The organism is Pseudomonas sp. RA_105y_Pfl2_P56, from assembly GCF_963970845.1.
In the GTDB taxonomy this organism is placed as follows: domain Bacteria; phylum Pseudomonadota; class Gammaproteobacteria; order Pseudomonadales; family Pseudomonadaceae; genus Aquipseudomonas; species Aquipseudomonas baetica_A.
In genome coordinates this window covers 14,877-36,791 of sequence record NZ_CAXAPL010000009.1, presented here as the reverse complement: position 1 = coordinate 36,791, position 21,915 = coordinate 14,877, and the positions used below count along the sequence as shown (strand labels likewise).

The following is a 21,915-nucleotide window of genomic DNA, read 5'->3' as shown; positions in this document are numbered from 1 at the left end:
AGTAACACCATGGGTCAACTGATTGCAGGCACCTGCTACGTCAAAGTCGACGGCGCGCAACTGACTATCAATGGCGGCTGCGAAGCCCCGCTGATGGCGGTCAAACGCGAAACCGTCGTACCCGGCTTCTACAAGGAAACCGATATCGCGCCGTCGTTCAAAGTGACCGCGCTGCACACCGCCGACTTCCCGCTGAAGAAGCTGATCGAAGGCACGGACATCACCGTCACCTGCGAATTCAGCAACGGCAAAGTCTACGTGCTGGCCGGTGCGTACCTGGTCGAAGAGCCAGTCTCCAAGGGCGATGACGCCACCATCGAACTGAAATTCGAAGGCATCAAGGGGACCTGGCAATGAGCGGCGCCGTGAAGCTTCAAGTTGCGATCGAAGCTCACGGCGAGCCCCTGACCGAACTCGTCCTGCGCCGTCCGACGGTGCAGGAAGTGCGAGCGATCAAGGCGCTGCCGTACAAGATCGACAAGAGCGAAGAGGTCAGCCTCGACATGGACGTCGCGGCCAAATACATCGCCGTGTGCGCCGGCATTCCGCCGTCGTCGGTCAACCAGTTGGATCTGGCTGACCTCAACGCGCTGAGTTGGGCCGTAGCGAGTTTTTTCATGAGTGCGGCGTCGGCGCCATCACCGACCTGATCGCCGTCGCCTATGACCTGGCCTGGTTCTGGAAGGTTGACCCCGAACAGATGATGGCCAGGCCACTGGATGTGCTCCGCGAATCGCTGGAGCACGCGCAACGGATCAACGCGATGCAGCAGGTGCAGTGATGGCAGACACAGATAGCAACCCCAAAACATCGGTGCTGATTACCGGCATCGATGAGTTGTCGCCCAAACTCGGCGCCCTGCGAGTGAAAGTCGATAGCTTCAAGAAAAACCTCGAACAGACCAGCCTCGGCAAACTGGACATCAGCGGGCTGTTCAAGGGCGGCAGCGTGATCACGCCGTTCGTGGACGGCATCAAGTCGGCGGCGGCGTTTCAGGGCAAATTGACCGAAGTCAGCGAGGCGGCGAAAACCGTCGACCTGCCTGCCGCACCGAAAGTGGCTGCGCAGAACATGAACGTGTTCAGTGCGGCGATGGAGAAGGTCTCGGCTGCCGTGGATGCGGCACTGGTGCCGGCAGTGGGGGCGTTGGTGGTCGGGCTGGAACCGATGCTGAACCAGGTCAGCAGCCTGCTCGCCGACAACCCGAAACTGGTCGAAGGCCTGGCGGCGGGGGCGATTGCCTTCTCTGCCATGCAAACCGCCGTCACCGGTATGACCCAGGTCATGGACGTCATGAGCATGGTGCTCAAGACCAATCCGATCATGTTGATCGCGATGGGCATCGCGTTGGCGGCCGGTTTGATTTATGCCAACTGGACGCCGATCAGCGCTTTTTTCAAGGGCATGTGGGAGGGCGTGAAAAACATCGGTGTGAGTGCGATGGCGACGTTGCGCTCGATCCTTGACTGGCGACCGCTGGATGCACTGGCGGCGCTGTGGTCCCCGATTGCGGGATTCTTCTCGGGCATCTGGGACAAGGTCAAAACCGTCACCGCGCCGGTGATCGACTTTTTCAAATCGGTGTTCTCGTGGACGCCCGCCGGCATGATCCTGGAAAACTGGGCGCCGCTGACCGGTCTGTTTTCGGCGATCTGGGAATTGCTCAAGGCCTTGAGTGTGCCGGTGATGGCGTTCCTCAAAGGTCTGTTCGACTGGACACCGTTGGGGATGATCATCAACAACTGGGGGGCGATCACCGGGTTCTTTGCCTCGATCTGGACGGCGCTGCAACCGGCGGCACAAGCCATCAAGGACTTCTTCGGCACGTTGTTCGACTATTCCCCTCTGGGGATGATCGTCAACAACTGGGGCAGTATCGTGGCCTTCTTCGAACCGGTCTGGGCCGCATTGCAAACTTCGGCTCAGCAGATCAAAAGCTTCTTCCAGAGCCTGTTCGAGTGGTCGCCGCTGGAACAGATTGCGACGTACTGGCAGCCGATCAGCGAAGTATTTTCGGCGCTGTGGGGTGTGGTGCAGGCGCTGGCTGCGCCGGTACTGGAGTTTCTGCACAACATGTTCGAATGGACGCCGTTGGGGCAGATCATCAAGAACTGGGGGCCGATCACCGAGTGGTTCGGCGAGTTGTGGCAAAAGCTGCAAACCGTCATTGCGCCGATCAAGGAGTTGTTCGACGGTGGTTTCGCCGGGTTGATCGCCAAGGTCACCGGCAAGGTCGAAACCTTGACTCAGGCGCAACAGCAGACCAATGCAGAAGGCAAGGGGGAACTGGCGCCGGCGTTCTTTGGCGCAAGCCCTCAAACGTCGTCCAACGGTGTGTTGCAGGGCGGTTCGCTGCCACAAACCTCCAGCGCCCTGATCCAGCAAAGCGCCGCCAACAACCGTACGCAACTCGAAGGCGGCCTGACCGTGCGCTTCGAAAATGCGCCGGCGGGGCTGCGCACCGATCAACCGCAAACCAATCAACCGGGCCTGGCGCTGTCTTCGCGCATTGGCTATCGCTCGCTGTCGGCAGGAGGTTCCAATGAACTGGCGTGACCGTTTGTTGCCGGCATCCTTTCGCGGTGTCGGGTTCTGGATCGATCAGGCGAAAACCCCGGTCGGTCGCAAAGGTCAGTTGCATGAGTATCCGCAGCGTGACCTGCCGTTTTTCGAGGACCTTGGTCAGCAGGCCAAGACCCACGATCTGACGGCGTTCATCATCGGCCCTGACTGCCTTGAGCAGCGTGACAAGCTGCTCAAGGCGCTGGAGGCGGGCAGCGGTGAGCTGGTGCACCCGTGGCTCGGCCGCCTGCAAGTCAAGGTCGGCGAATGCGACATGACCCACACCCGCCAGGACGGCGGGTTGGTGACTTTCGCGTTGAAGTTTTACCCCGATAAACCGCTGCCTTTTCCGACCGCCACCGTCAGCACCCAGAAAGTCTTGTTGTCGAAAGCCGACACGCTGCTGGGTTCGGCGGTAGCGCGCTTCGAACAGGCCATGACCTTGATCAAGGCTGCGCGGATCGGCATCGCCAATCTGCGCAACAGCCTCACCGGGGTGTACGAGGTGATCAAGGAACAGCTCAAACCGCTGATCGAGCAGTACAGGCAAATCACCGAACTGGTCAAAGCGGTCAAGGAATTGCCCAAGGAAGTGGCGGCCGAGTTCAAGGGCTTGCTTGGTGATATCAAAGAACTCAAGGAATTCGCGAAGGAAGGCTACCGTGGCGTGATTGCCGACGTGTCCCAACAACTCGAGGCCATCCGCAAGGCTGATGCGCCGAAGATCACCACCGGTAAGGACACCAACGCGGCGGCGCAAGCCATGGCCGATCTGGTGCAGGACACCCTGCTGGTGAAAGTGGCGCAATGGGTGGCGTCGATGCCGATAGCGACCCCTGCGGTGAAATTGTCATCGACACCGTCGGTGGCTCAGCAGGCGAATCAACCGGTAACCCGTCAGGAAGTACCGGTGACCGATGAGATGAAAGCGCTGCAGAAGGCAATCGGGGCGGCCATTGATCCGATGCTGGACAAGGCCGACCCCAAGCATCACCAGGCAATCAATGATGTGAAGGAAGCGCTGATCGCGCATCTCAAGGCTGTGGCGTCATCCGGTGTGCGACAGATCAGTAAATCGTTCCAGGAAAGCCTGCCGGCGCTGGTCGTGGCCTACAAGCAATTTGCCGATGCTACCCGGGTGACTCAAGTGACTCAGAGCAATGCGATGAACCATCCGGGCTTTTCACCTAACGACGTGAACGTGTCCAGGGAGTAAGCCATGAGCGAGATGGATAACCGCGTCACGCTGACGGTCAATAACATGGAATACGGCGGCTGGAAAAGCGTGGAAATCAGCGCTGATCTGGAGCGCCAGTTCCGCACTTTCAAACTCGACATCACCTGGCAATGGCCAGGGCAGACGGTGGATCAGCGGATCAAACCGGGCGACCCGTGCGAAGTGAGAATCGGCCAGGATCTGGTGCTCACCGGTTACGTGTTCAAGGCACCGATTCGTTATGACGGCCGGCAGATCAGCCTGAGTATCGAGGGCAGTTCCAAGACTCAGGACCTGGTCGATTGCGCCGCCACCAACCGGCCCAATCAATGGCAGGAGCAACCGCTACTGAGCATCGTGCAGGCACTGGCGATGGAGTATTCGCTGATGGTCGTCAACGAAATCCCCGAGACCGCACGGTTGACCAAACACACGATCGTGCCGGGAGAAACAGTCTTTCAGTCGATCGACCGTTTGCTCTCGTTGTTGCGGGTGTTTTCCACCGATGACGAGCAGGGCCGGTTGGTGTTGGCCAAGCCTGGCAGTGGCGGACGCGCTAGCGATGCGCTGGAGTTGGGCAAGAATATTTTGTCGGCCAATGCAGCGATGGATCAAAGCCAGGTGTTCTCCGAATACCGAGTGATCGGCCAGCAGAAAGGCTCGGACAACAAGAGCGGGGCGGCGGTCAGCGAAGTTGAATCTACGGCGGCCGACCTGACCTTCAAGCGGCGGCGTACCACGATTATTAACGAGGGCACGGCGCTGACTTTCGAGCTGGCCCAGCAACGGGCCCAATGGGAGAGCGCCACCCGCATGGGCCGCGCACAGTCCACCACTTATCAAGTGCAGGGATGGCGCCAGTCCAACGGTGATCTGTGGCGTCATAACACGCTGGTGAAGGTCAAGGATCCGGTGCTCGATTTCGATGGCGACATGCTGATCTCCAAAGTGACGTATTCGCTGTCGGCGCAGGGCTCGGTGACGACCCTGCAAGTGGCGCCGCCGCATACCTTCGATCCTGATCCAATCCCCCCGAAAAAAACCTGAGCCTGACACCCGCCCCCACGTTTGTCCGTGTCGGGGCTGCTCTTTGAGGACAATTCATGAGCCTACTGACACGCCTGCTGGCGCGCGGCACTGTCGTGCTCGCCCATTCGGCATCCAAGCTGCAATCGCTGCAAATGCGCCTCACCGCTGGCGAAGTGAACGATGACATGGAGCACTTCGAACCTTACGGCTTTACCAGTAATCCACTGGCCGGCGCTGAAGGTGTTGTCACGTTTATCGGCGGTGACCGTTCACACGCCATCGCCCTGGTGATCGCCGACCGCCGTTATCGCCTGCAATCGCTGGCCTCCGGTGAAGTGGCGATCTACACCGACGAAGGCGACAAGATTCACTTCAAGCGTGGCCGGATCATCGATATCGAAACCGCCACCCTGAACATCCGCGCCACGACCGCTGTGAATTTCGATACGCCGGTGATCAACCAGACCGGCAAGATCGTTTCCAGCGGCGACCAACTGGCTGGCGGCATCAGCCAGATCAAACATGTGCACGTCGGTGTACAGGCCGGCAACGGCCAGACCGGTGCACCGGCAGGAGGCCAATGATGTTGATCAGCCAGAACCTCCACGCCGCGCTGACCCGCGCCGTGCTTATCAGCCTGTTCACCTGGCGCCGTGCCGCCGATGACGACGCCCTCGACGACGACGAACGTTACGGCTGGTGGGGCGACACATTTCCCACCGTCGCCGACGACCGCATCGGTTCGCGATTGTGGCTGTTGCGCCGGGTCAAGCTGACCCGCCAGACCCAGATGGACGCCGAATTCTATGCCCGCGAAGCCCTGCAATGGCTGATTGACGACGGCCATTGCAGCGCCATCGACATCATCAGCGAACGCCTCGACGCCCAGCGTCTGAACCTGCGCACGGTCCTGACCCTGGCCGACGGCGAACGTCTGGACATCAACCCCGATAACAGTTGGCAGGTGATCTATGCCGTTTGAAACCCCTTCGCTGCCGGTGCTGATCAAGCGCACCCAAAGCGACCTGGCCGGCGATTCGCTGCGCCAGTCCGATGCGCAAGTGCTGGCCCGCACCTTAGGCGGCGCGGCTTATGGTCTGTACGGTTACCTTGACTGGATTGCCGAGCAGATCCTGCCGGACAAGGCCGATGAATCGACCCTGGAACGCATCGCCGCATTGCGCCTGAATCAGCCGCGCAAACCCGCGCAAGTGGCCACCGGCAGCGTCAGTTTTACCGCCACCGCCGGTGCCGTGCTGGATGTCGACACGTTGCTGCAAGCGAGCGATGGCCGCACCTACAAAGTCACCACCGCACGCACCACCGTCAATGGCAGCAACACCACTACCATCGCGGCGTTGGATGCCGGCAGCCTCGGTAATGCCGACGCCGGTCTGGCGCTGACACCGGTGCAACCGATTGCCGGCGTGGTCGGCAACAGTTTCGTGGTGCTGGCGCCGGGTCTCAGCGGCGGCGTGGCGCGGGAAAGTCTGGAGTCGCTGCGCTCGCGGGTGATTCGCTCTTACCGCGTGATTCCCCATGGCGGCTCGGCCAGTGACTACGAGACGTGGGCGCTGGAAGTGCCGGGCGTAACGCGCGCCTGGTGTCGTGGCGGCCTGCTCGGGCCAGGCACAGTGACGGTGTTCATCATGCGTGATGAAGACCCGCAACCGGTGCCCAACGATGAGCAACTGGCCGAGGTTCAGGACTACATCGAACCGCTGCGTCCGGTGACCGCCGAGGTCCATGTGCAGCGACCGATCCAGGTGCCGGTGGTCTATCGCTTCAAAAGCGTCAACCCGGACACCACCGCTGTGCGCGCCGCCGTCGAAGCGCAACTGCGCGACCTGCACAACCGTGAAGCCGACTTGGGCGTGCCGCTGCTGATCAGCCATATCCGCGAAGCCATCAGCAGTGCCGGCGGTGAATACGATCACACGTTGACCTCGCCGGCCGCTGATGTGCCTGCCGGGCAAAGCGAACTGCTGACCTTCGGAGGTTGCGTATGGGGGGCATAAGAACCGCCGCGCAATATCAGGCGCAACTGCGCGCCCTGCTGCCGAGCGGCCCGGCATGGGACCCGGAGCATGTGCCGGAACTCGAAGAAGTGCTGCAAGGCGTCGCCGTCGAACTGGCCCGCCTCGACGCCCGCGCCGCCGACCTGCTCAACGAGATGGACCCGGCAGGCGTCAGCGAACTGGTGCCGGACTGGGAGCGGGTGATGGACCTGCCCGACCCGTGCCTGGGCGCCACGCCACTGTTCGACGACCGCCGCCTCGCCGTACGCCGCCGTTTGCTCGCGGTCGGCAGCCAGGCCGTCGGCTACTACCTCGAAATCGCCAAAAGCCAAGGCTACCCCAACGCCACCATCACCGAACACGAAGCCCCACGCATGGGCCGTGCGCGCTTCGGTGCCGCGCATTGGGGCACGTGGGAAGCGCAGTTCATGTGGACGCTCAACACCGGCGGCCGCCTGCTGCTCGGCCGGCGATTCGGCGCGAGTTACTGGGGCGAGCGCTTCGGCGTCAACCCAGGCTCGGCACTGGAATGCCTGATCCACCGCAGCGCGCCGGCGCATACCAAGGTGCACATTAATTATGACTAGGGAGGAATGAAGGGATGGATTATCCGAAGAGTGTGCCCAGCGCCGGGTTGGTGAATGGGAAGTTTGTTGATGAGAACCCGTTGATGGGGACGCCGGGGTCGTTGATTCCGGCGGAGTGGGGGAACAACGTCACGGACGAAATCCTCAACGCAATTACTGCCGCCGGACTGGTGCCGGATGAGAACAACAGTACTCAGCTCAAAGCGGCCATTTTGGCCATTGTCGAAAAAAATAAAAGCGACTCTTTCGCCAGTAAGGAGGAGGCCGAGTCGGGCACCAGCAACAGCCGACTGATGACCCCGTTGCGGGTGTTTCAGGCCATCGAAAAGAAAGTAATCCAGGCGACTGAAACCGTCTTTGGTTGGGCGCGAGTTGCGACTCAAGCACAGGTCAATGCAGCGGCGGATGACACTTCAATTGTCACACCGAAGAAACTCGGATTAGGCCTCTCCTACAGCTTTGGGGAGAACGGGTACATCGTGTTTCCGAATTGGCTGGGGGGCTTCATGATCCAGTGGGTTCTGATCACGATTGCTACAGACAAAACTTATGTGTCAAAACCATGGCCGATCGCTTTTCGAAACCAGTGTCGCGGCGCATGGGCGAGTTATTCCCATAGTGGGAACGCACCATTTTTCGATATCGTCACTCCCCCTTTGGTGACGTATTTTGATCCTGGCCAAGTTCAAGTATTGAGCAACTCCGGAGGATCAGGTTTTATCAGTGTCCTTAGTGCGGGGAACTGACATGAAACGTTTCTATAGCCGTACCACTGGCAATACTTACTTGTCGGGTTATCACACGAACCTTCCAGAAGATGCCGTTGAGATTGACGACGAGCGCTATGAGTCGGTGATTGCCAATCCCGCCGCAGGCACTGAGCGGTCCCATGATGATCAAGGTCTGCCGGTATTGGTCGAGCGGCCCCCCCTGTCAGATGAGCAAACCTCGACCGAAGCCAAGGTGTGGCGCGACAAGGAATTTGATCGCTTTGTCTGGTTGCGTGATCGCCATCGGGATGAAGTTGAACTGATGAAAACCACCACTCTGTCCGACGCTGAATACCAGACGCTGCTGACCTATCTGCAGGCGTTGCGCAAATGGCCTCAAGCTAAAAAGTTTCCTTCCAAACGCTCTCGACCGAAAAAGCCTGTCTGGATGACTGCCGAGTGAACGGATGCCGCGTTGTCGGCATCGCCCATCAATGTCCCAGGAAAAGGAAAGTGAAATATGGATTATCCAAAAAGCGTCCCCAGCATCGGGCTGGTCGATGGCCGTTTCGTCGATGAAAACCCGGTGGCGGGAACGCCGGGATCATTGATTCCCGCGGTGTGGGGCAACAACGTCACCGAAGAATTGTTGACGGTTATCAAAGCGGCCGGGATTGAGCCAGCTGAAGGCGCTACCAACCAACTGTTAGCAGCATTGAAGAAACTTCTCAGCCTTGCCAGCCCCATGGCATCGCAGGTGCTGGAGGTTTCTGGATCGAAGACATTGATCGCCGATGAGCTGGGACTTGTCCTGATCAGTGCCAGTGCGGCTGACGCAACGATCACGTTACCGTCGGTGAGTTCGCTTTCAGGTGTGCGAGATGTCGTCGTTCGTCGTTCTGATAACAGCGCCAACCGACTGGTCGTGCAAGCCGCCGGTAATGATCGAATCAGATTTCATACTCATCTGTCGCCAAACGGTTATCCCTTTCTGGTGTTGATGGGGGCGGGCGACTGGTGGCACCTGCGCAGCGACGGTTCTGGTAGCTGGTGGCCGGTCGGGCGTTTTGATAACAGCGCTCTGGGACGGATTATTGTTGAGACTTCGACCGCGCTAAGCCCAGGTGGATATGGTGCACTCAACGGTCGTGAGTTTCTGCGTGCCGAATGGCCGTGGCTCTGGGATCACGCTGTTCAATCGGGGATGTTGCGCGCGGAAGCTGACCGCGCGGGTGGCTGGAGCAGCGGTGACGGTATCAAGACCTTTCGCGGGCCGGAGGTTCGCGGCGAGTTCCTGCGGATGCTGGATGAGCAACGCAATATCGATGCGGGTCGAGTGGCCGGCTCCTGGCAGACGGGCACCAACATCGCCGGTGATAACGGGTTCGCCCCGGCGGTTCACGGAATTGGCAACCTGGCAACGATCGGAGCGGATCCGACCGCATTCACCGGCCTTACTTACTACGTTGGCGCTACGGGCATTGAGAACTTTACCCAACCGTATTGGGGAATGGCTCGACCCCGCAACATCGCCTATCCAGGTCGCCTTAAACTGATTTGAGGTCTTTATGGCTTATTACTACGTTAACGAACTTACCCAGGAACTGACCGGACCTGTCGAACTGCCGGTTTATCCAGGCATGGGGAAAGTCGTACCGGGCAATGCCATCGAGCTGCCTGAAGTACTGTCCATCGCCAAGCCCGGTTATGTCTGGGCATGGCGCGATGGGCAAGCTTTGCAATTGGTCGATTTGCGTAACCGCACTGTTTATCGCAAAGACAATGGCAGCTCTCAGTACTGGACACAGTTGGGCTCACTGTCCGACGAACTGACGGCCAAGGCCCGTCCTGATGCCTACCACTTCTGGAAAAATGATGGTTGGGTACTGGATGTCGAAGCCGAGCGTACAGGGCTTGTCGCGAAGGCAGAGATCGATCGTGACAACCGATTGCGTGAAGTGGTCATTCGGATTGCCTCTCTGCAATACGCCTATGAGTTGGGGGAGGCGAGCAGTGATCAGTTGACGACACTGCAAGCTTGGAAACGCTACGCGCTGGCATTGGCTCGGATTGAGCAGCAGCCAAATTATCCTTCGCTTATCGATTGGCCGGCGGCGCCAGCCCCTTTGGTTGCTTCGCCTACCGTCTGATTCACCCTATAAAAATCATACCGGCGCGCTTGAGTCGCCGGCATTCGGCTGCCTGTAAAACTTAGAAGGTTCGTACGTGGACTATCCAAAAACCATCCCCGGTGTGGGCCTGGTCAACGGCGGTTTCGTTGATGAAAACCCCGTGGCCGGAACACCGGGTTCGTTGATCCCCGCCGAGTGGGGCAACAGCGTGACACAGGAAATTCTCAATGCGATCAAAGCGGCCGGACTGACGCCGGATGAAGCCAAAACCGATCAATTGGCGACAGCGATCGGGGCCCTGGTCGATTTCACCAAACTGAAAAACACCCCGACGAGCTTGAGTGGCTACGGCATCACCGACGCGGTGGGGCGGCTACTGGCGGTCAGGCAATTCGAGACGGTCGGGATTACGGTTTACAAGCCCAATCCCAAAGCCAAACGCATTCGCGTTCGCTTGGTGGGGGCGGGTGGATCCGGCGGCGGTTGTGCACCTGTCGCTGCGAATTATCAAAGTATCGGCGGCGGCGGTGGTTCGGGAGCCTATGCGGAAAGCCTTTATGACGTGACCCCGGAAATGTTGGCCGGTGTGCCAGTTTCGCTGGGGGCAGGTGGCGCAGCGCGTAACGCGATGGGGCAGACGGGTGGAGGCGCATCCTTTGGTACTTACATGAGCGCGGCGGGTGGAGCAGGTGGGCAAATTCTTACCTCTGCTGTAACGGCAACGGCCGTCGGTTTTGTTCAGGGTGGCGCCGGAGGGCAGGCCGTGACCGGTGGCAGTCTTTCCAATGCTCGAGGCATTGGCGGTGATTACGGGATGTACAACGCCAATTGGGGAGTGCTTGCCGGGGCGGGGGGCGCCAGCCCGTTTGATGGTGGTGCCACCCGCGTGGGCGTAAATGGAGCAGGTGGTTCTGGCGGTCGTGGCTCGGGTGGTAGCGGTTCTTGCTCGACCAATGCTTCCGCGTCAGTGCTCAGCGGCGCCGGCGGCAACGCCTTTTGTGAAATCTGGGAGTACGAGTAATGACCCGTTATGCACGAGTGGAAAACGGTGTTGCGGTCGAACTGATCGATACCGGTGACTACCTGATCACCCAACTGTTCGCTCCAGCCTTCGTCGAGTCGATGGTGCCGGTTCCGCAAGGCATGAAGGTCGAAATCGGTGCGCCGGTCGGCGAACTTCTTCCTGGCAATGAGCCGTCGCTCGTAACAGAAAATCCTGTGGTTATCCCGAAGGCCGCAGTCGAAGAACAAGAGCCCTTGACAGCGGCGCGCACTTGGCGTCAGTCCAGTCTTTCCTCCACCGAATGGTGGGTGACTCGCCATCGCGATGAACAGGAACTCGGCCGGGGCACGACGCTCAAGGCCCAGCAATATCTGGAGCTGCTGGAGTACCGGCAGGCGTTGCGTGACTGGCCAGAATCCGGCGCCTTCCCGGCAGCGGTGTCTCGACCGAGAGTGCCGCAATGGTTGCAGGCCGATGCGGGATAAAGCCCCGCGCGAATGTATTTTTAGATCAGGAGATGAGTCATGGATTATCCCAAGAGTGTTCCCAGCGCCGGGTTGGTGGATGGCAAGTTCGTAGATGAGGATTTGTTGACGGGCAAACCGGGATCATTGATTCCGGCGAGTTGGGGCAATGGTGTTACGCAGGAAATTCTGGGCGTTGTACAGGCGGGCGGGCTGACGCCGAGCGAAGCCTCTAACACGCAATTGCTCGGAGCAATTCGAAGTGCCCAATTGTTCAAGACTGCTGCGCCGTTCGACATCAGCCGTTCAGCGGCTACTTGCGAGTTTGTCCAACGGGCGCTGGGCAACTATGCAGGGGCGCGGGGCATCTCTGCCGCGACACAATTGACGGCCGCTGATGTGGGCTGGTCGATCGGCCTAGGCGGAAACTCGTCTTACACCGTGACCTTGCCGGACATCAACAGCGTTCCCAACGGTGCGACGATCGGCTTGCACTGTCGCAGTAATGCCGTGATCACCATTACCGGGATTAACGGTACTCAAATAAGTCCGCAAGGCGCCTATTTGACTTCGATTGTGATGAACAGCGGCGAGAGTGCCAGCTTAGTCAGAGAGAGCGGCATCTGGATCCTTTACGGGACAGCCAGTCTGAAATATGCCCCGCTGTTTTCCGGAATGGTGAGTAACCCTGGGTATCAGAAACACCTCAGCGGAAATATCGATCAATGGGGGGCGGGCATTTCCAACGCTCAGGGGGACGTCTTAGTGACGTTTCCAATGGCCTTCCCGAAAGGATTTTTTTCGATGGTAGCCACCCATTCGGGTGGTGATGCGGCGATGGTCTCGGTGACCGCCTTCGACCGCTACGGTTGCACGCTCAGAATTCGCAATTCTGCCGGTCAAGTGAGTGCAGGCTGGTCCGTGAACTATTTTGCAAAAGGTTATTGAATGAACACTTTCAACGTTTTGTTCAGCGCCAGTACCCGTAGTGTTTATATACCGGGTATCCATTCGTCGGACATACCCGACGACGTTATTGAAATTCCTCAGGCCTGTTGGGTCTCGCTGTTACAGCAATTGGCGGTGACGCCAAAAATGATTGGCGTGCGCGCGGATAACGGCTACCCCATTCTTGTCGATCCGCCGCCGCCGTCGGCAGAAGAAGCAACCGACATTGAGCGCCGCTGGCGTACTGCACAATTGGCTGCCACCGACGGTTTGGTCGCACGTGATCGTGATGAGCTTGAGGACGGTGGCGGCACAACGCTTACCGCCGAGCAATACACCGAGCTGCAAACCTATCGGCGTGCATTACGTGAGTGGCCGCAAGGAACTTTCTTCCCATTCAGCGAACATCGGCCGGTCTCTCCGCGTTGGTTGGCGACAGCACTTTAAGTCAGCAGCAGCGATGAAAAACCTTGCGTGAAAACTCCGGCAAACAATGGCTGGCAGGCATTAACCCCCAACCATGATTCAATCGGAGCATCCAGGGAGGACTACGCATTATGCAAATAACTGAAAACAACCTTATCAACATCATGCCCAACGCCCGCTCCCAAGCGGGCGTTTTTGTTTCTGCGCTCAATAACGCCATGGCCAGGCATCGCATCGACACGCCCAAGCGTATCGCTGCATTCCTCGCGCAGATCGGCCACGAGTCGGGGCAGTTGCGGTACGTGCGCGAGTTGGGCAACAACCAGTACCTGAGCAAGTACGACACCGGCACCTTGGCGTTACGGCTGGGCAACACGCTTGAGGCCGATGGTGACGGGCAAAGGTATCGCGGTCGCGGGCTGATCCAGATCACCGGTCGCGCCAACTATCGCCAATGCAGCCTCGGCTTGTTCGGCGATGAGCGTTTGCTGTCCTTGCCGGAACTGCTGGAACAACCGCAATGGGCCGCCGAATCCGCCGCGTGGTTCTGGGAAAAGAATGGCTTGAACGAACTGGCCGACCGCGACCAGTTCAACACGATCACCCGGCGCATCAACGGCGGGTTGAACGGTTTGCAGGATCGGCTGGAAATCTGGGCGCGGGCGAGGGCGGTGCTATGCCAATCCCCTGGCGAGTGATTGGCGTTGTTTTGCTCGCCGCCGGGGCGGCGGCGCTGGCCTGGCAGTTTCAAGACTGGCGTTACGGTCGGCAGTTGGCCGAGCAGGCTCGGTTAAACGCCGAAACGCTCAATCAACAGACCACGGCCGCCGCCACCGCACAACAGGCCGAACAGGATAAACGTCTGGCGCTGGAGCAACGCCTTGCGGCCAGTGAACAAACCCACTATCGAGCGATGAGCGATGCCCAACGTGATCAGGATCGCCTGCGCGATCGTCTTGCCACTGCTGATCTGCGCCTGTCAGTCCTCATCGACGCCGGCGATGCTGCCCAAGGCTGCGGGGTGTCAGCCACCGCCGGCACCGGCGGCGTGGATCATGCAACCGTACGCGCCCGACTTGACCCGGCGCATGCTCAACGAATTGTCGCCATCACCGACACCGGCGACCGCGGACTGATTGCCTTGCAGGCCTGTCAGGCCTATGTCAGAGCATTGGCGCCTGAACATTTTGAATGAGTCTGTGTATTGAAAGCGCAACCGGCTCGTGTACGGTGGTACGCATTCCACACGATCCGGAGAGCACCTTGAAAGAGATCACTCAATTGGCCGCCGAGCTGGGCCGACGTCTGCAAGTGCTCAATGCCCACGTCACCACGGCCGAATCCTGCACCGGCGGCGGCATCGCCGAAGCCATCACACGGATACCGGGCAGCTCGGCGTGGTTCGAGGCCGGCTATGTGACCTACTCCAATCGCCAGAAAACCCGGCAACTGAATGTGCCGGCCGAGTTGTTCGAAACGGTGGGTGCGGTCAGTCGTGAAGTGGTTGAGGCCATGGTGTGCGGCGCCCAGGACAAAAGCCTGGCGCGGTTCGCCGTGGCCGTCAGCGGTGTGGCCGGCCCCGACGGTGGTACACCGAACAAGCCTGTGGGCACGGTGTGGCTGGCGTGGGGCGTCGGCGACGCGGTTTGCAGCGAGGTTCAGCACTTTGCCGGTAACCGCGATGAAGTCCGCCGACAAACGGTGAAGGCCGCGCTAGAGGGGCTCCTGCGACTAGCGGCAAGAGAAATCGAAAATCAGGGGTAGGCGATCCACGAACGCTGTGGAATAATACTGGCTACTTATACAGGTGTTGGCCGTCAGGCCTTATTGATTACGTGAGGACTTTAATGGACGACAACAAGAAGAAAGCCTTGGCTGCGGCCCTGGGTCAGATCGAACGTCAATTCGGCAAGGGTGCCGTAATGCGTATGGGCGATCAGGACCGTCAGGCGATCCCATCCATCTCCACTGGCTCTCTGGGTCTGGACATTGCACTCGGCATTGGCGGCCTGCCAAAAGGCCGTATCGTTGAAATCTACGGTCCTGAATCTTCCGGTAAAACCACACTGACGCTGTCCGTGATCGCCCAGGCTCAAAAAGCCGGCGCGACCTGCGCATTCGTCGACGCCGAACACGCACTCGACCCTGAGTACGCCGGCAAACTGGGGGTCAACGTCGACGACCTGCTGGTTTCCCAGCCGGACACCGGCGAACAGGCCCTGGAAATCACCGACATGCTGGTGCGCTCCAACGCTGTTGACGTGATCATCGTCGACTCCGTGGCGGCATTGGTGCCTAAGGCTGAAATCGAAGGCGAAATGGGCGACATGCACGTCGGCCTGCAAGCCCGTTTGATGTCGCAGGCGCTGCGTAAAATCACCGGTAACATCAAGAACGCCAACTGCCTGGTCATCTTCATCAACCAGATCCGTATGAAGATCGGCGTGATGTTTGGTAGCCCGGAAACCACCACCGGTGGTAATGCGTTGAAGTTCTACGCATCGGTCCGTCTCGACATCCGCCGTACTGGTGCAGTGAAAGAAGGCGACGAAGTGGTGGGTAGCGAAACCCGCGTCAAGGTTGTGAAGAACAAGGTGGCTTCGCCGTTCCGTCAGGCCGAGTTCCAGATTCTTTACGGCAAGGGAATCTACCTCAATGGCGAGATGATCGACCTGGGTGTGCTGCACGGTTTCGTCGAGAAGTCCGGCGCCTGGTATGCCTATGAAGGCACCAAGATTGGTCAGGGCAAGGCCAACTCGGCCAAGTTCCTCGCGGACAATCCTGAAATCGCCACCAAGCTCGAGAAACAACTGCGTGACAAGCTGCTGGCCCCCGTAGCAGACGTCAAGGCTTCGCTGGCCAAGGACAAAGTTGACGATATGGCCGAGGCCGATGTCGACGTTTGAAGCCTTTGAATGACACTTGTACTCGATACCCTCGTCGCGGTGCGGCGAACCGCCATGGACCTGCTCGCACGTCGTGAGCACGGTCGAGTCGAGCTGACGCGTAAACTGCGTCAGCGCGGTGCTCCGGCGGAGATGATCGAAACAGCCCTGGACCGCTTGACGGAAGAAGGGCTGCTTTCGGAGTCTCGTTACCTTGAAAGCTTTGTTTCCTACCGCGCCCGTTCCGGTTATGGCCCTCTGCGAATCCGTGAGGAACTGAGCCAGCGCGGTTTGCAACGTGCCGATATCGAACTCGCCTTACGCGAAAGTGGTATCAGTTGGCAGGAACAACTTCAGGACACGTGGCAGCGAAAGTTCTCCGGGCATCTGCCGATTGATGCCAAAGAGCGGGCCAAACAAGGTCGGTTCCTGGCGTATCGGGGCTTCTCGATGGAGATGATCAACCGCTTGTTCAGCGGCAGAGGGATGGACGATTAAAACGGTTAAATAAAAACGGCCCGCTATGAAAATAGCGGGCCGTTTTTTTTGCCTTCAAATTACCTTCGAAGGCTCTCGGTTGCGTTGCGCGGTTTGTGGTTTGGAATGGGCCCAGTTTTCCGGCAAGTTGATGTAGTCCACCAGCTCCCTTAAGCGTCCGTGATTGCGGGCATTGAAGGCGAATGCCAATCGCGTCAGGTGGCTGAACTGTGCCTCGTCGTGTTCCTCACCATTGAAAGTGTGTTGATGGAACTGGTCGCTCAAACACAAATCGGCAAAGGCTTCCTGCAGATGCGCCAGTGCCTGATCGCTGAGCTTGTGGTTCATGCGGATCACGAATTGGCGCTTGAGCCAGCGGCTGGAGTGGAAGTTGCTGTAAAACTGGTTGATTTCTTCTACTGCCTCCTCGACCGAGTAGACCAGCCGCATCAGTTTCATGTCGGTCGACAGGATGTAGTGGTTGTCCGCCAGTTGCTGGTGGATGAAATCCATCGCACCCTGCCAGAAGGTGCCCCCTGGTGCATCCAGCAGTATCACCGGTACCAGTGGGCTTTTACCGGTCTGAATCAGCGTCAGCACTTCCAGTGCTTCATCCAGCGTGCCGAAGCCGCCAGGGCACAGCACCAGTGCATCGGCTTCCTTGACGAAGAACAGCTTTCGGGTGAAGAAGAAGTGGAAGGGCAACAGATTGCCGGTGCCGCCCACGGTGGGATTGGCATGCTGCTCGAAGGGCAGGTTGATGTTGAAGCCCAGGCTGTGATCGCGACCTGCCCCCTCATGCGCGGCGGCCATGATGCCGCCACCTGCCCCGGTGATGACCATCATTTCCGAGCGCACCAGCGCTGCACCGAGTTCCCGGGCCATGGCGTACAGGGGATGCTCGACCGGCGTGCGCGCCGAGCCGAAGACGGTGACTTTGCGTCGGCCCTTGAATTGCTCCAGCACCCGAAACGCCTCCTCCAGCTCGCGCAGGGCTTGCAGGGTGATCTTGGCATTCCATCGATTGTGATCTTCCTGAGCCATACGCAGCACGGTCAGGATCATGTCGCGATAGATAGGGATATTGGGGCTATTGGGTGAAACGCGGTTGAGTTGTTCTTCGACCTTGATGACGAGGTCAGGGCCGCTTTCCTGAAAATGACGGCTTAAGAGGTCATTCGGTTGGTAAGGCATTCAACGTCTCCTTCTGCACAGAGCTTGTGGCCCTGACGAGCGGCGTCAGTGCCGCGCTGCAAAAACACACAGTCGGCAGTTCCTTTTCTGCCGTTAACAAGTGATCGGGAATACTCTGAATCTAGACCCTTGTGCGCGATTGCGCCGACTCGATCATTGCGCCGCACGTCCAGACTGGCAATCGCTGATTGATTTTTACGCGATGACAGCACCGCTCGTCCGAACGTGCGCCGAGCGGCAAACCCTCTGATTAACTGATTTACAGGCACCGTACGACAACGTTGCGTCAACGACAGTACGCAAGGTGCGCGCTATTGAAGGATTTGCGGTTGGCAAGGAGGCGGGACATATGCCCAGAGTGATTCTGGAAATCGATACGCAGCTGTATCGGATGTTGAAAGCATCGGCCGAGACCCATCAAGTCAGTCTCGAAGATGAATGTTGCCGGCGGTTGGCGGGAGGAGAGCGCCGTTCACACTATTTACAGGCCTTGCTGGCTGAGCTACGCGCCGAGGATGAACAGCGGCGCGCCAATTCGCGATGATTACTTCTTCTTCGCCGGTGCGGCTTTCGGGCAATCCGATTCCTGGTAGCTGGCGGAACCGATCGCTTTGTTGGTTTTCACTTCGGTGAAGTCGTAACGCATGATCGCGCCCTTGGCCATCAGCTTGCGGTACGACGGGTTGTTGCAAACCGAGGCGCCCAGCTGGAAATATACGGCTTTGGGATCAGCGCGCATTTTCTCGGCGTGGCTCTTTTGCACGCTCAGGTGGTTGATCAACTGCGTGCCTTCAACGGTGTAGCCCTGATCAAGAATGTCTTCATTGATGGCCCGTGGCGTACCGACGCTGCTTTGAGCGGCGACGTTGCGCAGCTCTCTGTTCAGATTCTGCTCACTCAAGGACGCCGCCTGAGCGGTGAAGGACGACGCCAGCACAATGGCAGCGGTGGGAACGATAAGGCGCAGCATGAAACTCTCCTGATTCGGTGACTGGTGGTTCGACCAGCCACGGGGCTGTGCGTTCAGTGGCGGCGAATTATAGGGGAGCCGGTCTGGACGGTACAGGCTTGTGCCCGCCGCTCTGGTAAACTGCCGGCCTTTATTGCCCTGCCGAGTGTTGTTCGTGTCGAGTTTCCCTGTCTGCCGGTCGTCCCCGCGATGAATCATGCCCCCAACGCCGTAGCCCGCCTGCGCGATGAGCGCGAGGACGCGGGCATCAAGCCGATTCAGGCGCGAGGTTTTCGCTCCGAGCGGTGCCGCGACTGCCGGGTGATCATCAGTCATTGCCTGTGCGCCTGGCGGCCAAGCGTCGAAACCCGTTCCGGTGTGTGTCTGATCATGACCGGCAAGGAAGTGTTCAAACCGAGCAACACCGGTTGGCTGATAGCTGATGTGGTCAGCGATAACCATGCGTTCATCTGGTCGCGCACCGAGCCGGACCCGCAGATGTTGGCGCTGCTCAACGATCCGCAATGGCAGCCGTATCTGGTGTTTCCCGGCGAATACGTCGAGCCATCGCGAGTGACCAATACCGTCGCGGCTGATGGCAGCAAGCGGCCGCTGTTCATTTTGCTCGACGCAACCTGGACCGAGGCGCGGAAAATCTTTCGCAAGAGTCCGTACTTCGATCGCCTGCCGATTCTCAGTCTGTTGCCCGACAAACTCTCGCGCTACCGCCTGCGCCGCTCAACCCGAAGCGAGCACCTGTGCACCGCCGAAGTGGCGGCGTTGTGCCTTGAGCTGGCCGGCGATACGGACGCCGCCTCGGCGCTGGACGCCTATTTCGATGTGTTCAGCCAGCATTACCTCGGTGCCAAACAGCAATTGGACGTGAACGAATCAACCCCGGCCCACGCCGAGCTGCAACCCTTTATACGAAAGCCGCAAGCAGCGTTGGCCCAATAGTGGCCCATACTGTACAGCGCGCTGGCCGTACTGCTTGACCGCCCAGTCTTCGCTGGGCATGCTTGGCGCCGATTAGGGTGCGGCCAAGGTTTGAAACGCCGTGTTTGCAAGTGATTGGCGTTGAACGTGCCCCTGTGGATACCGCTACAAAGCGGCATCTTGAGTTGCTTTGGCCAGACCCGAATGCTCCGGGCCGGCCATCAAAAACAGGATCATTTGAAAAATGGCCACATACGACATCCTGATTGCCGATGATCACCCCCTCTTTCGTAGCGCACTGCATCAAGCGGTTACGCTGGGCCTTGGCCCGGATGTGCGCCTGGTGGAAGTGGCGAGCATCGCCGAACTGGAAACGCGTCTGACTGAAAAGTCTGACTGGGATCTGGTCCTGCTGGACCTGAACATGCCCGGTGCTTTCGGATTTTCCGGGTTGGTGATGTTGCGCGGCCAATACCCGCAGATTCCGGTGGTGATGGTTTCGGCGCAGGAAGAAGCATCTGTGATGGTTAAGTCCCGCGAGTTTGGAGCCAGTGGCTTTATTCCCAAGTCCAGTGGCCTGAGCGTGATTCAGGAGGCCGTGCGCAAAGTGCTCGATGGCGACGTGTTCTGGCCACCGCAAGCGTTCGAGGCGGTCAGCGTTTCGGCTGAGGCCAAGGCCGCCAGCGATGGCCTTGCCAGCCTGACGCCGCAGCAATTTCGTGTATTGACGATGGTCTGCGAAGGGTTGCTGAACAAGCAGATTGCCTACGAGCTGAGCGTGTCGGAAGCGACCATCAAGGCCCACGTCACGGCAATCTTTCGCAAGTTGAATGTGCGCACTCGCACGCAGGCTGCTTTGCTTCTGCAACAACTTGAGTCAATTGCGAGCCAATAATGACTGGCGTCTTCACGCTTTTTTGACTGTCGTTGATCTAGCTTTCCCACTCCTTTTTGGTTGGTTTCTACTTTATGTCACCTTTCAAGGGCCAGACTGGCCTGAAACGCATCCTCAACGCTTCCGGTTACTCGCTCGATGGCCTGCGCGCGGCCTTCACGGGCGAAGCGGCGTTCCGTCAATTGGTGCTGCTCAATGTGGTGCTGATTCCGTTGACGTTCTTCCTCAATGTCAGCCGGGTTGAGCGGGCGCTATTGATCGCTGTGTGCCTGTTGGCGCTGATCGTCGAGTTGCTGAATTCGGCAGTGGAAGCGGCCATCGACCGCATCTCGCTGGAATTGCACCCACTGTCCAAGAACGCCAAGGACATGGGCAGCGCGGCGCAATTCGTTGCGCTGAGCATGATCGCCCTGGTGTGGGCCGTGATTCTGCTTTAAGCGATGGTTGGCAAGACGATCTCGTCGCTGCGCTGCACCCCGGCGGTGAAAGCGCGGCACAGTTCGAGAAACTCGCGCATGGCCGACGTCTGGTATTTCTGTTTGTGCCAGATGAAGTAGAACTGTCGCGCCAGATCCAGATCTGGCGTTTCCACCGCCACCAGACTGCCGCGGCGGAAGGCATCGCGCAGCGCCAGTCGCGAGATGCAGCCAATCCCCAATCCTGATTCCACTGCACGTTTGATCGCTTCGGTGTGCTCCAGCTCCAGCCGGATGTTCAACGCACTGCGATGGTGACGCATGGCCTGATCGAAGGTCAGGCGCGTGCCGGAGCCTTGTTCACGCAGAATCCATGCCTCATGGGTCAACTCTTCCATGGTCGCGCTGCCGCGTTTGGCCAGCGGATGCTGCGGGGCGCAGAACACCACCAGCTCATCCTCGACCCAGCTCTGCACTTCGATGTCCGGGTGGTTGCAATCACCTTCGATTAGACCCAGATCAATTTCGTAGTGGGCCACCTGGTGCACGATATTGGCTGTGTTCTGTACATGCAGCTTTACCTGGCTTTCCGGGTGGCGCTGCATGAAGCCGCCGATCAGCAGGGTCGCCAGATAATTGCCGATGGTCAGCGTCGCGCCGACGGAGAGCGAGCCGAAACCGGATTTGCCGTTGAGCAGGTCTTCGATTTCCTTGGCCTGATCGAGCAGCGCCACTGCTTGTGGCAACAGCTGTTTGCCGAGGGCATTGAGGCTCAACCGTTTGCCGGCGCGGTCGAACAGTTGGCAGCTGGATTGGCGCTCAAGCTCGGTAATAGAGGTGCTGGCCGCCGATTGCGAGAGGCTGAGCAGACCCGCAGCACGGGAAACGCTTTCCTGCTGGGCGACGGCGACGAAGACTTGCAGTTGACGGAGAGTAAATCGCATATCGATATAACCGATAACCCTTATCTTAATAATCCAGTTAACAGATATTGTCGGCGCTATTAGAATGCGATGCAATTGCGCACCATCGGCATTTATTCAGCCCAGAGCAAGCGCAGAGCCAATA

The 21,915-nt window shown here is 58.9% G+C and carries 29 protein-coding genes and 1 pseudogene; 27 read left to right on the top strand and 3 right to left on the bottom strand.

The annotated features are described in order from the left end of the window. Positions 1-9: 9 nt before the first annotated feature. From AACY11_RS08590 to recX, 23 genes and pseudogenes are all read left to right on the top strand, one after another. Positions 10-357 carry a phage tail tube protein gene (locus AACY11_RS08590; protein ID WP_007908779.1) on the top strand — a complete coding sequence of 116 codons (348 nt, stop codon included), beginning with the start codon at positions 10-12 and terminating at the stop codon, positions 355-357. Then, the gene (locus AACY11_RS08585; protein ID WP_007908778.1) at positions 354-650 is read left to right on the top strand and encodes a phage tail assembly protein; all 297 of its coding nucleotides are present in this window, start codon (positions 354-356) and stop codon (positions 648-650) included. Before AACY11_RS08590 ends, AACY11_RS08585 begins: the two co-directional genes overlap by 4 nt. Beyond that, a complete protein-coding gene (locus AACY11_RS08580) occupies positions 596-781 on the top strand; it encodes a hypothetical protein (protein ID WP_339494425.1) in 186 nt (61 codons plus the stop codon). The genes AACY11_RS08585 and AACY11_RS08580 overlap by 55 nt, the downstream gene beginning before the upstream one ends. Continuing rightward, positions 781-2,556, top strand: coding sequence for a phage tail protein (locus AACY11_RS08575; RefSeq protein WP_339494424.1), 1,776 nt, complete (start codon positions 781-783; stop codon positions 2,554-2,556). Before AACY11_RS08580 ends, AACY11_RS08575 begins: the two co-directional genes overlap by 1 nt. After that, the gene (locus tag AACY11_RS08570; protein ID WP_339494422.1) at positions 2,543-3,778 is read left to right on the top strand and encodes a DNA circularization protein; all 1,236 of its coding nucleotides are present in this window, start codon (positions 2,543-2,545) and stop codon (positions 3,776-3,778) included. The genes AACY11_RS08575 and AACY11_RS08570 overlap by 14 nt, the downstream gene beginning before the upstream one ends. Before the next feature lie 3 nt (positions 3,779-3,781). Beyond that, a complete protein-coding gene (locus AACY11_RS08565; RefSeq protein WP_339430585.1) occupies positions 3,782-4,825 on the top strand; it encodes a phage baseplate assembly protein in 1,044 nt (347 codons plus the stop codon). 56 nt (positions 4,826-4,881) lie between these two features. Next, a complete protein-coding gene (locus tag AACY11_RS08560; protein ID WP_221732489.1) occupies positions 4,882-5,391 on the top strand; it encodes a phage baseplate assembly protein V in 510 nt (169 codons plus the stop codon). Next, entirely contained in the window at positions 5,391-5,789 is a 399-nt protein-coding gene (locus AACY11_RS08555; protein ID WP_221732523.1) for a phage GP46 family protein, read from the top strand. Before AACY11_RS08560 ends, AACY11_RS08555 begins: the two co-directional genes overlap by 1 nt. Continuing rightward, complete coding sequence (locus AACY11_RS08550) at positions 5,779-6,825, top strand: baseplate J/gp47 family protein (protein ID WP_339494421.1); 1,047 nt, start codon at positions 5,779-5,781, stop codon at positions 6,823-6,825. Before AACY11_RS08555 ends, AACY11_RS08550 begins: the two co-directional genes overlap by 11 nt. Next, positions 6,813-7,412, top strand: coding sequence for a YmfQ family protein (locus tag AACY11_RS08545; RefSeq protein ID WP_221732491.1), 600 nt, complete (start codon positions 6,813-6,815; stop codon positions 7,410-7,412). The genes AACY11_RS08550 and AACY11_RS08545 overlap by 13 nt, the downstream gene beginning before the upstream one ends. Positions 7,413-7,426: 14 nt before the next feature. Then, a pseudogene (locus AACY11_RS08540) lies at positions 7,427-7,633 on the top strand (hypothetical protein); the annotation flags it as partial. 526 nt (positions 7,634-8,159) lie between these two features. Beyond that, positions 8,160-8,585, top strand: coding sequence for a phage tail assembly chaperone (locus AACY11_RS08535; protein ID WP_339494420.1), 426 nt, complete (start codon positions 8,160-8,162; stop codon positions 8,583-8,585). Positions 8,586-8,642: 57 nt separating this feature from the next. Next, positions 8,643-9,683, top strand: coding sequence for a phage tail protein (locus AACY11_RS08530; RefSeq protein ID WP_339494419.1), 1,041 nt, complete (start codon positions 8,643-8,645; stop codon positions 9,681-9,683). 7 nt (positions 9,684-9,690) lie between these two features. Continuing rightward, a complete protein-coding gene (locus AACY11_RS08525; RefSeq protein WP_339494417.1) occupies positions 9,691-10,272 on the top strand; it encodes a tail fiber assembly protein in 582 nt (193 codons plus the stop codon). Between the two features lie 76 nt (positions 10,273-10,348). Further along, entirely contained in the window at positions 10,349-11,275 is a 927-nt protein-coding gene (locus AACY11_RS08520; protein ID WP_339494416.1) for a glycine-rich domain-containing protein, read from the top strand. Then, positions 11,275-11,742, top strand: coding sequence for a phage tail assembly chaperone (locus AACY11_RS08515; protein ID WP_339494415.1), 468 nt, complete (start codon positions 11,275-11,277; stop codon positions 11,740-11,742). The genes AACY11_RS08520 and AACY11_RS08515 overlap by 1 nt, the downstream gene beginning before the upstream one ends. Before the next feature lie 39 nt (positions 11,743-11,781). Beyond that, entirely contained in the window at positions 11,782-12,669 is an 888-nt protein-coding gene (locus AACY11_RS08510) for a gp53-like domain-containing protein (protein ID WP_339494414.1), read from the top strand. Beyond that, entirely contained in the window at positions 12,670-13,116 is a 447-nt protein-coding gene (locus tag AACY11_RS08505) for a hypothetical protein (RefSeq protein ID WP_339494413.1), read from the top strand. Between the two features lie 110 nt (positions 13,117-13,226). Beyond that, on the top strand, positions 13,227-13,793 hold the full coding sequence (locus tag AACY11_RS08500) for a glycoside hydrolase family 19 protein (protein ID WP_339494412.1): 567 nt from the start codon (positions 13,227-13,229) through the stop codon (positions 13,791-13,793). Further along, positions 13,772-14,290: a lysis system i-spanin subunit Rz gene (locus AACY11_RS08495; protein ID WP_339494411.1), complete on the top strand. Its 519-nt coding sequence runs from the start codon at positions 13,772-13,774 to the stop codon at positions 14,288-14,290. Before AACY11_RS08500 ends, AACY11_RS08495 begins: the two co-directional genes overlap by 22 nt. A gap of 68 nt (positions 14,291-14,358) precedes the next feature. Further along, the gene (locus AACY11_RS08490) at positions 14,359-14,859 is read left to right on the top strand and encodes a CinA family protein (RefSeq protein ID WP_339430765.1); all 501 of its coding nucleotides are present in this window, start codon (positions 14,359-14,361) and stop codon (positions 14,857-14,859) included. Between the two features lie 83 nt (positions 14,860-14,942). Next, positions 14,943-16,001 carry a recombinase RecA gene (gene recA / locus AACY11_RS08485; protein ID WP_339430596.1) on the top strand — a complete coding sequence of 353 codons (1,059 nt, stop codon included), beginning with the start codon at positions 14,943-14,945 and terminating at the stop codon, positions 15,999-16,001. Positions 16,002-16,010: 9 nt separating this feature from the next. Next, entirely contained in the window at positions 16,011-16,478 is a 468-nt protein-coding gene (gene recX / locus AACY11_RS08480) for a recombination regulator RecX (protein ID WP_339494409.1), read from the top strand. A gap of 54 nt (positions 16,479-16,532) precedes the next feature. Here the strand turns inward: recX and AACY11_RS08475 are convergent, their stop codons facing one another. Beyond that, positions 16,533-17,651 carry an LOG family protein gene (locus AACY11_RS08475; RefSeq protein ID WP_339430598.1) on the bottom strand — a complete coding sequence of 373 codons (1,119 nt, stop codon included), beginning with the start codon at positions 17,649-17,651 and terminating at the stop codon, positions 16,533-16,535. Between the two features lie 349 nt (positions 17,652-18,000). On the opposite strand from AACY11_RS08475, the gene AACY11_RS08470 reads away from it, so the two are divergent. Further along, positions 18,001-18,195 carry a hypothetical protein gene (locus AACY11_RS08470; protein ID WP_339430599.1) on the top strand — a complete coding sequence of 65 codons (195 nt, stop codon included), beginning with the start codon at positions 18,001-18,003 and terminating at the stop codon, positions 18,193-18,195. On the opposite strand, the gene AACY11_RS08465 is transcribed toward AACY11_RS08470, so the two are convergent. Further along, positions 18,196-18,621 carry a PA3611 family quorum-sensing-regulated virulence factor gene (locus AACY11_RS08465; RefSeq protein WP_221732506.1) on the bottom strand — a complete coding sequence of 142 codons (426 nt, stop codon included), beginning with the start codon at positions 18,619-18,621 and terminating at the stop codon, positions 18,196-18,198. Positions 18,622-18,810: 189 nt separating this feature from the next. Here AACY11_RS08465 and AACY11_RS08460 point away from each other — a divergent pair, with 189 nt between their 5' ends. The 3 genes from AACY11_RS08460 (at position 18,811) to AACY11_RS08450 (ending at position 20,868) form a co-directional block, all read left to right on the top strand. After that, positions 18,811-19,557, top strand: a complete 747-nt coding sequence (locus AACY11_RS08460) for a tRNA-uridine aminocarboxypropyltransferase (RefSeq protein WP_339430600.1) — start codon at positions 18,811-18,813, stop codon at positions 19,555-19,557. A 223-nt stretch (positions 19,558-19,780) separates the two neighbouring features. Beyond that, a complete protein-coding gene (gene erdR / locus AACY11_RS08455) occupies positions 19,781-20,431 on the top strand; it encodes a response regulator transcription factor ErdR (RefSeq protein ID WP_221732508.1) in 651 nt (216 codons plus the stop codon). Between the two features lie 74 nt (positions 20,432-20,505). After that, entirely contained in the window at positions 20,506-20,868 is a 363-nt protein-coding gene (locus tag AACY11_RS08450) for a diacylglycerol kinase (RefSeq protein ID WP_236190235.1), read from the top strand. Here AACY11_RS08450 and AACY11_RS08445 read toward each other — a convergent pair. After that, positions 20,865-21,791: a LysR family transcriptional regulator gene (locus tag AACY11_RS08445; RefSeq protein ID WP_339494407.1), complete on the bottom strand. Its 927-nt coding sequence runs from the start codon at positions 21,789-21,791 to the stop codon at positions 20,865-20,867. The genes AACY11_RS08450 and AACY11_RS08445 overlap by 4 nt on opposite strands. Between the last annotated feature and the right edge of the window lie 124 nt (positions 21,792-21,915).